Genomic DNA, 12,653 nt, shown 5'->3' with positions numbered 1-12,653 from the left:
CCAGCTCCGTGACGATCGCAGTTCCGATCTGCGCGATGGTCAAGTCAGGAGAAGTGAGCGCGCGTCTGCGCGTCCTCGGAAAAGGCGTTCTCGGCCAAGGCATCATCGGCCAAGGCGTCATCCACGGGGCCTGCCAGCGCCAGCCGCACCATCTTGGCGAGCTCCGACTTTCGATAGGGCTTGGTGAGCAGGAGCGCAGCCTGGTCGAGGCGACCGTGCTCGACCATCGCATTGTCGGTATAGCCGGACGTGTACAGCACCTTGGTGCCGGGCCGCTGCCGCAGCGCCTCCTCGGCGAGCTCCTTGCCGTTGACGCCGCCGGGCATGATGACGTCGGTGAACAGGAGATCGAAGCTTTGGCCGGAGTCGATCTTGGCCAGCGCCTCGACCCCGGTCGATGCGGTGATGGTCTTGTAGCCGAGGCTCTGCAACTGTGAGACGACGAAGTCCTGCACCAGTGGATCGTCCTCGACGATGAAGATGGTCTCCTCGCCGCGCGGCGGCGGGGGCTCGGGCGGAGCAGGGCTCGCAGCCTGTCCCTTGGGCACAGGGATGTAGAGCCGGATCGTGGTGCCCCGTCCTTCCTCGCTGTAGATCTTGATGTGGCCGCCGGATTGCTTGACGAAGCCGTAGACCATGCTGAGGCCGAGGCCGGAGCCCTTGCCGGCTTCCTTCGTCGTGAAGAAGGGTTCGAAGGCGCGGTCGCGGACCTCCGGCAACATGCCAGTACCCGTGTCGCTGACGGCGACCATGACATAGGGGCCGGGCGTCACGCCGGCGTTGGCTGAGGCATAGGCCTCATCGAGCTCCACCCTGCGCGATTCCAGCAGCAGCTTGCCGCCATTGGGCATCGCGTCGCGGGCGTTGATCGCCATGTTGACCAGGGAGTTGGCGAGCTGCGCCGAATCGATGTGCGTGATCAGCGTCTCCTCTTCGAGGATCGAGTTGATCTCGATCTGCTCGCCGAGCGTCGGACGCAGCAGCTTTGCGATGTCGAGAATCGTGCTGTTGACGTCGCTGTCGCGCGGATGCAGCGGCTGCTTGCGGGCGAAGGCGAGCAGATGCCGGATCAGCTCGGTGCAGCGGTCTGCCGCCTGTCCGATCAGCGCTGCGGTCGCCGCGGCGGCGGGGCGGTCCTTCACCTCGTCGGCCAGCGTTTCGATGGTGCCGGTAATGATCGTCAGCATGTTGTTGAAGTCGTGTGCGACGCCGCCGGTGAGCTTGCCGATCGCATCCAGCTTCTGCGCCTGCTGCAGCAGCCGCTCGGTCTCGTGCGCCGTGGTGATGTCGTGATAGACCATCGCCGCGCCGGTAATGCCGCCCGCGGCGTCGCGCAGCGGGCGGCCGGAGATCATCAGCCGCAGCGTCTCGTCCTGGTCGGGCCGGTAGACGATCAGCTCGCGGCGGTCGAAGCTCTCGCCCCGCAACGCTCGCGGCGTCGGCAGGTCGTGCGCTGCAACAGGCGTCACGCCGTCGCTTTCGTAGACGCGGAGGCGCGCGCGGACGTCGGCCAGATTCTTTTCCGGGCTGTAGCCGAGCAGATGTTCGACCGCGGGGTTCGAGAAGACCACCGTGTCCGTGGCATCGATGACGAGCACGCCCTCTGCCATGCTGTTGAACGTGTTCTGCAGGATCTCGGCGGAATGGCGCAGCTTCTCATGGGCGGCGATCAGGTCGAGATGCTGCTGCTCGGCCTTTTCCGCCAGCGAGTTGGCCTCGGCTTCGGAGCGGACCAGCGACGCGCGCAGCGCACGATCGTGGAGATACGTCCGCCGGATGAGGTAGAAGGCGATGATCAGCAGCAGCGCGAGACCGCACAGGTCGATCGTGAGCAGCAGCGATCCGGTGGATTTCGACGTCATCGAACGCTGCGTCAGCAGCTTGCGCTGATCGGCAACGAAACGGTCGAGATGGGCCGTGATCTCGCTCATGGTTGCCGGCCCTTCGGCGCGGCTTCTGAGGGCTTCGAGCCCCGCACGATCCGAGGCGGCGTGCAACCGGATCAACTCCGCAGCGAGCTCGACCCTGCGGACAATCAGGGCTTCGGTCTCGGTCAGAAGCTTCAGCGGTTCGGGATTGTCGGCCACGGCGCGCCGCAGCTCGGCCATGGCGACCGGAATTCTCGTGCTGACATCGGCAAACTCCGTCCTGAATTGATCGTCACCGACGAGTGCGTAGCCGCGAGAGGTCGCTTCCGCTTCGCGTAGCAGCAGACGCAGATCGGAGGTCTTCTGCAGGATGTCGAGCGATGAATTCACCCAGGCCGCGTCGTGGCGCGACTTGATGTCGAGCGCCGTGGACGCGGCGCCGATCGCCAGCAGCGTTCCGAGACCGAGCCCCAATGCGAGACGCTGATAGGTCATCTGCGTTTCTCAATCATCGACACGTCCGCCAGCGGGGCCGGGGATCAGCGCGGCCAGCCATATGCATCCGAGTTTCGATGCAGCTGCGTCCAAGCAGTGAAGATATGTCGGCAAGGCGCGCCTCCTTGTTCGAAGTTCTTGGCGCGTTCGCGGGCGGCAGGCCCAAGCCACTCACCCGCGGCGTTTGCATTGCGCGAGTTCCGCGAAAATCCATGTGTCCATCAACTGATATCAACCAAGCCTGCGAAGCGGCCAAACGGGCAGAATCACATGCTCAAACGATATTGGACCGAAACGGGCCGATCATCTGCACGTCGCGAGGCACATTTTGAAATATGGGCGAAAATCAGCCTGCAACGTGGCGCATTAGACACAGAACAAACAACAATACGGCACGAAAAAGGCGGCGAGCATAGGCTCGCCGCCCTCTGTTGTCGCAGCTACTATGTCAGACTCTTACGGACATGGATGGCGAAAGCCATCATAGCCGAGATAGGTTCCCGAAGCCGGATCATACGAGCGGTACCTGCGTGCGCAGTAGCTCGGGTCGACGCCTTCGGTTCCAACGATGGCGACAGGCGCGGAGTCGTCATAGTACGAGTAGTCGGAGTAATAGTCGGGCCCGTAATAATACGGATCGTTGTAGTAGGCATAGCTGCTGCCCAATCCGATCCCGACGCCAACGCCGACACCCGGCCAGAAGCCGCCGCCGCGGTGATGCCAGCCGCCACGGTGACCGCCCTGCCAGCCGCCGCCACTCCAATTGCCGCCGCTCCAGTTGCCGCGGCCGCCACCCGTGTTGACGGCGACGTTGGCGCCGGCCGCCGGACCGCGACCCGCCAGCGCTGCGCCGCCAACGGCTGCGCGTCCGGCGAAGCTGCCGCCGCTCATCCCGGCGCCACCCGGGCCGGCCGCAAAGCCGCCGCGTCCGCCGCCGCCGATCGCTCCGCCGCCGCCACCACCGATGGCCGCGCCACCGCCCCCGCCGATGGCGGCACCACCACCGCCGCCCGGACCACGACCGCCGCCGGGACCCTGGGCAAAGCTCGTCGTCGCTGCCGCCAGCGGCAGAATCAGCGCCACTGCCGCCGCAGTGCTCCATCTCTTCAGTCTGGTCATCGCTATCGCTCCATCAGGGGGGGAAAGTGACCTAACCGCAGGCCGCGGATGTCGTTCCCCGCCGCGAACCGATACATCGTCGCGGGCGGAGCGGTGCAACACTGGACAAGATGCGGGCGGGGTGGCATCAGAACCGGGACCTTCACAGAACCGGCCCCAAGCCCATGAAACAGTTCTTTCTCAAGCTCTTCACGTGGTGGAACGGCCAGACTTTCGGCACGCAATTGTGGACCTGGCGCTTCGGCGAGCTCGTGGGGCAGGACGCACAGGGCAACCGCTATTATCGGACTGCCGGCGGCAAGATCGACCCGGTGCTGCATTTCGAGCGGCGCTGGGTGATCTATAACGGACTGGCCGAAGCCAGCCGTATTCCGCCCGAATGGCACGGCTGGATGCATCATATGGTCGATGTGCCGCCGACTCAGGAGGGCTACAAGCCCCGCGAGTGGGAAAAGCCGCATGAGCCGAACCTGACGGGGACTGCGCTGGCGTATCGCCCGGCCGGCTCGACCTTGGGCAGCGGTCGCAGGCCAAAGGCCACCGGTGATTATCAGCCCTGGACTCCTGGCGGCTGATTCGATTTCGCTCGAGATGACCCGATCGGAAAAGGCCGCCCCGAGCTCTGGGCGGCCTCTTTACTGTCGGGAGCCTGCCAAGCCTGCGCTACGCCGGGTTGCTCCTGAGGGCGGCCGCCGCATGCTCCGCCGCCTCGATTCGCCGCTTCCGGAACGGTGCGATCCGCTCCAGCATGCGTGACACCACCTCGGGCGGCGCCGTGTCGGGGGATCCAGCGGTGAAAGGGGGCGCCGGATTGTATTCGAGTCTGAGCTGGATTGCCTCCGCCGTCTGACGATCGACCAACTGCGCCACCAGGGTCAGCGCGAAGTCGATGCCGGCCGTGACGCCGCCGCCGGTGATCCGGTTGCGGTCGATGCAGACGCGCTCGGTGCTGACGGTGGCCCCGAACAGCGGCAGGCACTCGCGCGCGCTCCAATGGGTCGCTGCGCGATAGCCATCCAGCAGGCCGGCGGCGCCGAGCGCGAGCGAGCCCGTGCACACCGAGGTGACGTACCTGGCTCGTTCGGCTTGGCGGCGGATGAAGCCGATGACCTCGGCGTCATCGAGGATGGCGTCGACGCCGAAGCCGCCGGGAATGCAGATCACGTCCGCCTGCGGACAGTCAGCGAAGGTGGTGGTCGGCATCAGTGTGAGGACCGAGTCGGTCGGAATCGGCTCGATCCTCTTCCACGCCAGATGCAGTGTCGCCCCCGGCACGCTGGAGAACACCTGCACCGGACCGGTGAGATCGAGCTGGGTCAGATGTGGAAACAGGACGAGAGCGATCGAGAGCGGTTGGGCCATGGCGGTGCTCGCAGGTGTGGTGCTTGACGGCGGGCATTCTGCATGGTCCGCTGGATGGCGCATATGCCAAAGTTCCCTCGTTTCCGGACGGGCTTGGGATTTCGCACTTGGGCTCACGGACTTGGGCTCACGGAGTCATCCACCATGATCGGCGTGCTCATCTACCCCGATTTTCAGTTGCTCGACGCCGCCGGACCGATCTCGGTGTTCGAGATCGCTTCGCGTTATGCGCGCGCCGCGCCATCGATCAGGGTCGTCGCCGCCACGCCCGGACCCGTGCGGTCGTCGTCAGGGGCCGAAATGCTGGCGCGGAAATTCGGTCCGGTGTCGGCGCTGACCACGCTGCTGATCGCCGGCGGCGAGGGCGTGGAAGCTGCGAGCCGCAACGCATGCACGCTGAACTTCGTTCGTAAGGTCGCGCAGCGGGGCACCCGGCTTGCCAGCATCTGTTCCGGCGCCTTCGTGCTGGCCGAAGCGGGCCTGCTGGACGGGCGGCGCGCGACCACGCATTGGCAGCGCACGCGGCAGTTCCTGCGAGCCTACCCCCAAGTGAAGCTCGAGCCTGACAGCATCTACGTCCGCGACGGCAATGTCTGGAGCTCGGCTGGGATCACTGCCGGCATCGATCTCGCACTCGCCATGGTCGCCGACGATCACGGCGAGGAGATCGCGCAGAAGACCGCACGTCAGCTCGTGCTGTATCATCGCCGCAGCGGCGGGCAGTCGCAGTTCTCCTCGCTGCTGGAGCTGAAGGCGCCGAGCGGCCGCTTCGCCGAGCTCCTGACCTGGGCGCGGGAGCATCTCGATGCGCCGCTGACGGTCGACGACCTTGCCGAGCGTGCCGGCATGAGCACGCGGCATTTCACCCGCGCCTTCGTGGCCGAGACCGGCACGACGCCGTCGAAGGCGATCGAGCGTCTCAGGCTGGAGGTGGCGCGCGATCGCGTGCAGGCTTCGCATCAGCCGATCGAGCTGGTGGCCGAGGCGACCGGCTTTCGCGATCCTGAGCGGATGCGCCGCGCCTTCATTCGCGCCTTCGGCCAGCCGCCGCAGGCCCTGCGGCGCGCGGCACGCCTCACCGCCTGACCTGGATCAGTGGACGAGCAGCCGCGGGCGACGATCCTCGATGGCAGTTGAGACAATTTAAAGTTGTGTGACATGCGCGAAGCGCGCATAGTACGCGCATTGCCACTTTGTCCATGGAGGATACGATGCGCGTATTTCTGTCCCTGATTTTGTTTGCTGCTGCCGCGGTCGGCAGTGTCGACAGCGCTTTTGCGGCAAAAGCCGAAGTCACCGGAATGTGCGTCTGCAAGAAAGGCGGCAGCACGATCGAGACCTATAGCGAGACGATCTGCGTGAAGAACGATCATGCGGGCTGCACATCCGCGAAGGTCGCCTGCGTGAATGCCTATGCCGCCACCTGCAGCGGCAAGGGCGGCACGATTTCACAGTCGACCAACAAGTGCAAAGTCGGCGCCAAGTGCTGAGCGGCGAACTCAGCCGTTCGACCTGGACGTTCTGAACGTCTGAGGCGCAAGAAGTCCCGCGCGACGGACATCGGCGCATGTCCGTCCGCGTGTTGGCATCGGCAGGTGTGAGACCTATAGTCCGCCCCGCGAAACCGAGGGGTAGACGAGGCGCGATGCGTGTCACCATCATCACCGGCAGCGGGGCCGGCATCGGCGCTGCGGTGGCGCGCCGCGTGGCCGCACCGGGGCAGGCCTTGATGCTGCACGGGCAGGGGGCTGACGAAGCAGGTCTCGCGCGTCTGCGGGACGTCGCCGCGGCGTGCCGGGAGGCCGGCGCCGAAGCCGAGTTTCATTGCGGCGATCTGGTCAGGCAGGGCGTTGCCACCGAGCTGGCGGCTGCGGCACGAACGCGGTTCGGCCGGATCGACGCGGTGGTGCATGCTGCCGGCTTTGCCGACCGCCGCAGCTTTCGCGATCTGCCGCGCGACGGGCTCGACCGCTCACTCGCAGTGATGCCCGCGGCATTTCATGAGCTCGCCAGCGCCGCGCTCCCTGACCTCGTGCAGAGCACCCATGCGCGCGTGGTCGCGATCTCCAGCTTCGTCGCGCACCGCTTCGTGCCGGGCGGCACCTTCCCGGCCTCGGCCGCCGCCAAGGCGGCGCTGGAGGCGCTGGTGAAATGCCTCGCCATCGAGCTGGCTGCGTGCGGCGGCACCGCGAATGTCGTCGTGCCCGGCTATACGCGCAAGGATGCGGGACGGCTCGGCTCGCTCGATCCGGCCGCGTGGCAGACGGCGGCGGCGGCCAATCCGCAACAGCGCCTCGCCGAGCCCGACGACATCGCCGCGGCCGTGACCTTCCTGCTGTCGAAAGACGCCGGCCACGTCACCGGCGCGGTGCTGCCGGTCGATGGCGGCCTGACCCTGATGTAAGCAGCAGATGGATCGAGAGACGATGGAGCGTATGCAGCAGACAGCCGACGTGGTCGTGCTGGGAGCGGGGATCGTCGGCGTCTCCTCCGCCTACGCCATCCGGGAGCGCGGGCTCTCGGTGGTGCTGGTCGACCGCAAGGCGCCGGGCGAGGAGACATCGTACGGCAATGCCGGCATTCTCTCCTCCGGTTCGATCCTTCCGCTCAACAAGCCCTCGCTGTTCAAGGCCCTGCCGTCCTATCTCGGCAACAAGAGCGCGGCGCTGCGCTGGGATCCGGCATGGACGCTGCGCAATGTCGAATGGGTGCTGCGCTTTCTCGCCAATGCCGTGGAGTCCCGCGTCAAGCCGCGCGCCACCGCGCTGCATGGCCTGATCGGCGCGTCGCTGAAACTGCATCGCGACTGGATCGTTCGCGCCGGCGAGCCGCAGCGGATCCGCGAGACCGGCTGGCTCAAGGCGTGGCGCAGCGACGCTGTCGGAGCGGCCAAGGCGGAGCAGGCTCTCCTGGCCGAATACGGCATCAAGAGCGAGCTGCTCGACCGCCAGGGCATTTCCGCGCTCGAGCCTAATATGCTGCCGGTCTACAAAGTGGGACTGCTGCATAGCCAGACCGCGTCGGTCGACTCGCCCGGCAATGTGACGAAAGCCTACGCGCGGATGTTCGAGGGCGCGGGCGGCGTGCTGCGGCAGTCCGAGATCAGGGCGGTGCTGTCCGACGGGGACGGCTGGCGTGTCGTGCTCGGCGACGGCGAGATTCGCGCCCGTCATGTCGTGGTTGCGCTCGGTCCCTGGTCGCCGGACATTCTCAGGTCGCTCGGCTACCGGGTGCCGATGGCGTTCGAGCGCGGCTATCACCAGGAGTTCACGCCCAATCCGGAGCGCATGCTGTACCGTCCGATCCACGACGCCGAGGGCAGCTTCCTGATGACGCCGATGGAGAACGGCGTGCGCGTCACCTCCGGCGTCGAGCTGACCGATCGCGATGCGCCGTCGAATTTCGCCCAGCTCGAGCAGGTGGTCCCGCTGGCGCGCGGCGTGGTCGAGTTCGGCGAGGCCGTGGCCCAGCCATGGCGCGGCGCGCGGCCGACCTTGCCGGATTCGCTGCCGATGATCGGGCCGGCGCCGCGCCATTCCGGCCTGTGGCTTGCATTCGGCAATCAGCATATCGGCTTCACCACGGGGCCGGCCACGGGCGCGGCGATCGCCGCGATGATCACGGGCGAGGCGCCGTCGTTCGACGTCTCCGCCTTTGCTCCGAGCCGGTATCTGTGAGGGGCCGCGACCGCGTCACGCCGGAGCTGCGATGAACTATACCTGGGATTTCGCCATCCTCGCCAAGTACAGCCATCTGTTCTGGCTGGGGCTCGGCTGGACCATGGCGTACACGCTCGGCACCATCCTGCTCGGCTCGGTGATCGGGCTCGTCGTCGGCATCGTCAGGCTGCGCCGTCCGGTCGTGATCGACTGGCTGTTGATCGGCTATATCGAGCTGTTCCGCTGCACCCCGCTGCTGGTGCAGATCATCTGGTTCTATTACGCGTTCCCGGTGGTGATCGGCGTCAACATTCCGGCGCATGTCGCCGCGGTCACCGTGCTGTCGCTCTACGCCGGGGCGTTCTATGCCGAGATCGTGCGCGGCAGCATCGAGAGCGTGCCACGCGGGCAATGGGATGCGGCGCGCGCGCTCGGCCTGCGTCCGTGGCGGATGATGCGGCTCGTGATCCTGCCACAGGCCTTGAAGCCGATGCTGGCGCCCTACGTCAACCAGTCGGTGACGCAGTTGAAGAACACCTCGCTGGTGTCGGTGATCGCAGTGCCCGATCTCGTCTACAACGCGACGCTGATCAACGCCGACACCTATCGGCCGCTCGAGGTCTACACCATCATCGCGCTGATCTATTTCGCGATCCTGTTTCCGGCGACGCTCCTGGGCCGCCGCTTCGAGCGCGGCATGACGTACGACAAGGCGTGAGGCGATACATCATCGAATGCCTCCGTCATTGCGAGCGACGCGAAGCAATCCAGGGCGGCACGAACGGTCCTGGATTGCTTCGTCGCTGCGCTCCTCGCAATGACGCTGGGAGAGAGCGTGGCTTCGCTTAGATATTCACCTCGACCGGCACGTCCTCGGCCTTGACGCCGGCCAGCCCCAGGCCCTTGACGAACCATTCGCGCATCTGGCCGATGCCGCGGTTGTAGTCGATCCACACCGCGAGGAAGTCGCGCCAGCGCTTGTCGGCCTCGCGGCGCACGCCCATGCTGGAGGGGATCGCGACCGAGGGCGACTGCAGGATCTTGTAGGAGCCGAGATTGGGGTTCTTGGCGATTGCGGTGAGGCCCAGGATCAGGGCGTTGACGACGACGTCGACGCGGCCCGAGGCCATCTCCAGCATCACTTCGTCGCGCGACTTGAGCGACTTGATCGTGGCGTTGGGAGCAAAGCGCCGCGCCACCGCCTCGTTGGCCGAGCCGACGTCGACGGCGATCTTCACTTCCGGCTTGTTGATGTCGGCCCAGGTCTTCGCTTCCATGCCCTTCTTCAGCATGGCGCCGAACGGATGCGGGAACACCGTGCCGCAGAAGTCGATGACCAGCGCGCGCTGCGGCGTCGGGTTGAGGGCGAAGCCGAGATCGATCTTGCCGGCCTGCAGGTCGAGCACCGAATTGCCGTAGGTCGACTCGACATATTCGAGCTTCACGTCGAGCAGCTTGGCGATGTCGTTGGCCATCTCGATCGAGAAGCCCGACCAGGTGCCGGTGGCAAGATCCTTGTTGAAATAGGGCAGCTCGCCCGGCAGCACGGCGATGCGCAGCACCTTGTTGGCGCGGACGCGGTCGAGCGTGTTGTCGGCCGCTTGCGCCGAGGCGGGCGTCGTCGTCATGGCGGACGCAAGCGCGGCACCGGAGCCGATGGCGAGCGCGTAGCGCAGCGCATCGCGGCGGTCTTCGGAAATTTTCTGATCGTCTGACGTGGTCACATAATCCTCCTGCACCAACAGGCACGGAGCGTAGCGCCGGCCTTGCACGCCAGCAACAACCATGTCGGCCTTGATAGTAAGCGGCTCGCCGTCGTGTCATGCCGGAACGGCCGCATGCCGTTGCTGCTCTGCCTCATTCCGATGCAGGATTGATCAAGCCGTGATCGGTCCCGCCCGATGGAAGCGGCCTTGGACGCAGGCGCTCGGCGAGCGGGCGCAACAGTTGCGGCGCAAGGTGGATCGGGAACTGGCTCATCGCGAAATACAGCCAGGTGGTGCCGGGGATCGCGCCCTCGGTCGCCGCGAGCATCAGCCCCATGTTGCGTAGCGACACCATCATGCCGAGCGCCATCGCGCGTTCGCGCCCCGCGCCGCGAAACAGCAGCATCGTGGTACCAAGCAACAGGAAGAACACGGTGAAGGCGAGCAGCGCCAGTCCCAGCATGCGGAACGGGCTGGCGGCCAGGTCGGCCAGGAAATGGGCCATGATGGCGGACGCGAACACGAACAGGATGAGGACGTTGACGCCGTCGATCGGCGCGCGGTGGCGGCGGATCGTCGCGATGCCGAGGGCAAGGCGGATCGCGGCGGCCGCCGCCAGGGCGCCCGCAAGGATGGCGGCGAGCTTCAGCCCGAGCGCGGCCGGAGACAGTGACAATGTCTCACCCAAAAACACATAGGCGAACAGCGGCGCCGTCAGCGGCACCAGCGCGGTCGAGGTCACCAGCGTGATGAGAACCAGCGTCGCGTCGAGCCCCATCAGCGCGGCGAGTGCGGGCGAGGCCATCATCGGCGAGGCCGTCCCCTGCAGCATCAGCGCGAGATACAGGTCGGGCGCGGTGGCATCGACGCCGGCGATGCGTCCAATCGTGCCGACCAGCGTCGGCACGGCGATCGTGGTCCATGCGGTCGCGGCCACCACCAGCAGCGGGCGGCGCAGATGCGCTGTTAGCATCGCGACGTCGACGCGCATGAAGGAGATGCAGAGCAGCAGGAAGATCGCCTGTGTGACGTAGGGCCGCGCCAGCTCGCCCAGCGGCGGCACGGCGATTGCCGCCAGCAGAACCGCGACGATGGCGCGGGTGCCCTGATTGCCGAGCCAGCTCAGGGCCTGCAGAGGAAAAGCGAGAGGCCCGAAGGACGGCATCTTCATTCCGAACGATGGGAATCAATGAACGCGCGAACCATGCGTCGGCCGCGCGTTCATGCAAAGTCACATCTGGTTACGGACGATGTCGGCGCCTGCGCATCACTGCGCGCTGGAGCCGCCGACCACGATCTTCTCGTTGAGCTTGAAGTCGACCGTCTGCACCGTCTGCTCGATGTCGGGGTTGGGCATGCCGAGCTGCTGCGAGATCAGCTTCACCAGAAGGTCGACGCGTTCGATGAACGGCGCGCCCGCGGCGACGGCGCGCGCGGCCGACGACGGCTTGAGCAGGCTCTCGGCCGCCTTGGCGTATTTCTCGAACGGCACCTGGTCGCTCGGATCGGCGCCGAGCTTGCGGGCGATGGCATCGACATGCTCGTAGATCGATTTCGACTGGGCGAGATTGCTATGCACGGCATCGCGGATCGCCTGCGGTTCACCGCGGGTGATGCAGCGGTAGTTGCCGGTGAGCAGCATCGACCACTTCGCCAGCGGCACGAACAGCGAGTCGAACACCTTCAGCTTCACGGGCACGTCCTGGCCGTCGAGCCTGACCGCGTCGATGTCGCGCTCCAGCTCGCGGAGCAACGCGTTGTGCGTCTCGTCCTCGAACGCGGCGGCCTTGAAGTTGGTCGGCAGGCCGACATGCAGCACGTTGGCGGCTTCCTCCGGCGGACGGAAGGCCTGCGGATCCGGCGAGCACAGCGTGACCAGCCCGGGCGTGAAGCGTTCCCACACCGCGGGATTGGTGTAGGCCTCGTCGAGGTCGACGTTGGCGAGCGCCGGGATGCGCTTGAGATAGGGCAGCGGCGGCATGTTCATGATCGAGAGGCACGGCAGCTTGGCCTCGGCGATCTTCACCATCAGCACGCGAATGGTGTGGTTGGTGTACTGCGGCTCCTGCATCGCAAGACCGACCAGGTCGTAGCGCGACAGGTCGACGCTATCGGGCGTGGCCGCGTCGAGCTTGCCCGGCAGGTCGCGCGAGAAGATCGAGCGATGCGCCGGATCGTCGCGCAGCTTGATGCGGACTTCCGTGCCGTCGCGGTTGATCAGCTCGGCTGTCTTCTTGCGGCAGACCAGCGTCACGTTGTGGCCGGCCATCAGCAGCTTGGTGCCGAGGAGGGAGCCGTAGGAGGCCCCGAGAATCAGAATGTTGCGTGCCATACCTTGGTCGTCCCCAGAGATCGGTTCGAGATTTTGCGTTCGCGTTTCTTGTTGGCGATCCAGCCGTACCGACGAGTCCGTCAGGCGTCCGGCAGGAGCGGACGGATGCGGT

The 12,653-nt window shown here is 66.2% G+C and carries 12 protein-coding genes; 6 read left to right on the top strand and 6 right to left on the bottom strand.

Annotated elements, in window-relative coordinates:
• Positions 1 to 44: 44 nt before the first annotated feature.
• Together QX094_RS27780 and QX094_RS27775 are read right to left on the bottom strand one after the other, a co-directional pair.
• Positions 45 to 2,363: a CHASE3 domain-containing protein gene (locus QX094_RS27780; protein WP_315712241.1), complete on the bottom strand. Its 2,319-nt coding sequence runs from the start codon at positions 2,361 to 2,363 to the stop codon at positions 45 to 47.
• A 456-nt stretch (positions 2,364 to 2,819) separates the two neighbouring features.
• Entirely contained in the window at positions 2,820 to 3,482 is a 663-nt protein-coding gene (locus QX094_RS27775; protein WP_315712240.1) for a BA14K family protein, read from the bottom strand.
• A gap of 164 nt (positions 3,483 to 3,646) precedes the next feature.
• On the opposite strand from QX094_RS27775, the gene QX094_RS27770 reads away from it, so the two are divergent.
• Positions 3,647 to 4,057, top strand: coding sequence for an NADH:ubiquinone oxidoreductase subunit NDUFA12 (locus QX094_RS27770; RefSeq protein ID WP_315712239.1), 411 nt, complete (start codon positions 3,647 to 3,649; stop codon positions 4,055 to 4,057).
• Between the two features lie 88 nt (positions 4,058 to 4,145).
• On the opposite strand, the gene QX094_RS27765 is transcribed toward QX094_RS27770, so the two are convergent.
• On the bottom strand, positions 4,146 to 4,844 hold the full coding sequence (locus QX094_RS27765) for a DJ-1/PfpI family protein (RefSeq protein WP_315712238.1): 699 nt from the start codon (positions 4,842 to 4,844) through the stop codon (positions 4,146 to 4,148).
• 144 nt (positions 4,845 to 4,988) lie between these two features.
• On the opposite strand from QX094_RS27765, the gene QX094_RS27760 reads away from it, so the two are divergent.
• The 5 genes from QX094_RS27760 (at position 4,989) to QX094_RS27740 (ending at position 9,221) form a co-directional block, all read left to right on the top strand.
• Complete coding sequence (locus QX094_RS27760; protein WP_315712236.1) at positions 4,989 to 5,930, top strand: GlxA family transcriptional regulator; 942 nt, start codon at positions 4,989 to 4,991, stop codon at positions 5,928 to 5,930.
• A gap of 125 nt (positions 5,931 to 6,055) precedes the next feature.
• The gene (locus QX094_RS27755; RefSeq protein WP_315712234.1) at positions 6,056 to 6,334 is read left to right on the top strand and encodes a hypothetical protein; all 279 of its coding nucleotides are present in this window, start codon (positions 6,056 to 6,058) and stop codon (positions 6,332 to 6,334) included.
• Between the two features lie 155 nt (positions 6,335 to 6,489).
• Positions 6,490 to 7,248, top strand: coding sequence for an SDR family NAD(P)-dependent oxidoreductase (locus QX094_RS27750; RefSeq protein ID WP_315712231.1), 759 nt, complete (start codon positions 6,490 to 6,492; stop codon positions 7,246 to 7,248).
• Between the two features lie 22 nt (positions 7,249 to 7,270).
• Entirely contained in the window at positions 7,271 to 8,521 is a 1,251-nt protein-coding gene (locus QX094_RS27745) for an FAD-binding oxidoreductase (RefSeq protein ID WP_315712229.1), read from the top strand.
• Positions 8,522 to 8,552: 31 nt separating this feature from the next.
• The gene (locus QX094_RS27740; RefSeq protein ID WP_315712227.1) at positions 8,553 to 9,221 is read left to right on the top strand and encodes an amino acid ABC transporter permease; all 669 of its coding nucleotides are present in this window, start codon (positions 8,553 to 8,555) and stop codon (positions 9,219 to 9,221) included.
• Between the two features lie 127 nt (positions 9,222 to 9,348).
• On the opposite strand, the gene QX094_RS27735 is transcribed toward QX094_RS27740, so the two are convergent.
• The 3 genes from QX094_RS27735 to QX094_RS27725 form a co-directional block, all read right to left on the bottom strand.
• Positions 9,349 to 10,227: a transporter substrate-binding domain-containing protein gene (locus QX094_RS27735; RefSeq protein ID WP_315712225.1), complete on the bottom strand. Its 879-nt coding sequence runs from the start codon at positions 10,225 to 10,227 to the stop codon at positions 9,349 to 9,351.
• 133 nt (positions 10,228 to 10,360) lie between these two features.
• Positions 10,361 to 11,374, bottom strand: coding sequence for a Na+-dependent transporter (locus QX094_RS27730; RefSeq protein WP_315712223.1), 1,014 nt, complete (start codon positions 11,372 to 11,374; stop codon positions 10,361 to 10,363).
• 102 nt (positions 11,375 to 11,476) lie between these two features.
• Entirely contained in the window at positions 11,477 to 12,541 is a 1,065-nt protein-coding gene (locus tag QX094_RS27725; RefSeq protein WP_316188378.1) for a ketopantoate reductase family protein, read from the bottom strand.
• Between the last annotated feature and the right edge of the window lie 112 nt (positions 12,542 to 12,653).

Origin of the sequence: Bradyrhizobium sp. SZCCHNS1050 (assembly GCF_032484785.1) — a bacterium.
Classification (GTDB): Bacteria; Pseudomonadota; Alphaproteobacteria; order Rhizobiales; family Xanthobacteraceae; genus Bradyrhizobium.
The sequence above is the reverse complement of the archived record's forward strand: the minus strand, read 5'-3'. Positions and strand labels throughout refer to the sequence as shown.

What these genes read in the sequence shown, in the direction of transcription:
- QX094_RS27755 (WP_315712234.1), top strand. Translation starts at nt 6,056, where the DNA reads ATGCGCGTATTTCTGTCCCTGATTTTGTTTGCTGCTGCCGCGGTCGGC.
- QX094_RS27745 (WP_315712229.1), top strand. Translation starts at nt 7,271, where the DNA reads ATGGAGCGTATGCAGCAGACAGCCGACGTGGTCGTGCTGGGAGCGGGG.
- QX094_RS27770 (WP_315712239.1), top strand. Translation starts at nt 3,647, where the DNA reads ATGAAACAGTTCTTTCTCAAGCTCTTCACGTGGTGGAACGGCCAGACT.
- QX094_RS27725 (WP_316188378.1), bottom strand. Translation starts at nt 12,541, where the DNA reads ATGGCACGCAACATTCTGATTCTCGGGGCCTCCTACGGCTCCCTCCTC.
- QX094_RS27730 (WP_315712223.1), bottom strand. Translation starts at nt 11,374, where the DNA reads ATGCCGTCCTTCGGGCCTCTCGCTTTTCCTCTGCAGGCCCTGAGCTGG.
- QX094_RS27775 (WP_315712240.1), bottom strand. Translation starts at nt 3,482, where the DNA reads ATGACCAGACTGAAGAGATGGAGCACTGCGGCGGCAGTGGCGCTGATT.
- QX094_RS27750 (WP_315712231.1), top strand. Translation starts at nt 6,490, where the DNA reads ATGCGTGTCACCATCATCACCGGCAGCGGGGCCGGCATCGGCGCTGCG.
- QX094_RS27780 (WP_315712241.1), bottom strand. Translation starts at nt 2,363, where the DNA reads ATGACCTATCAGCGTCTCGCATTGGGGCTCGGTCTCGGAACGCTGCTG.
- QX094_RS27765 (WP_315712238.1), bottom strand. Translation starts at nt 4,844, where the DNA reads ATGGCCCAACCGCTCTCGATCGCTCTCGTCCTGTTTCCACATCTGACC.
- QX094_RS27740 (WP_315712227.1), top strand. Translation starts at nt 8,553, where the DNA reads ATGAACTATACCTGGGATTTCGCCATCCTCGCCAAGTACAGCCATCTG.
- QX094_RS27760 (WP_315712236.1), top strand. Translation starts at nt 4,989, where the DNA reads ATGATCGGCGTGCTCATCTACCCCGATTTTCAGTTGCTCGACGCCGCC.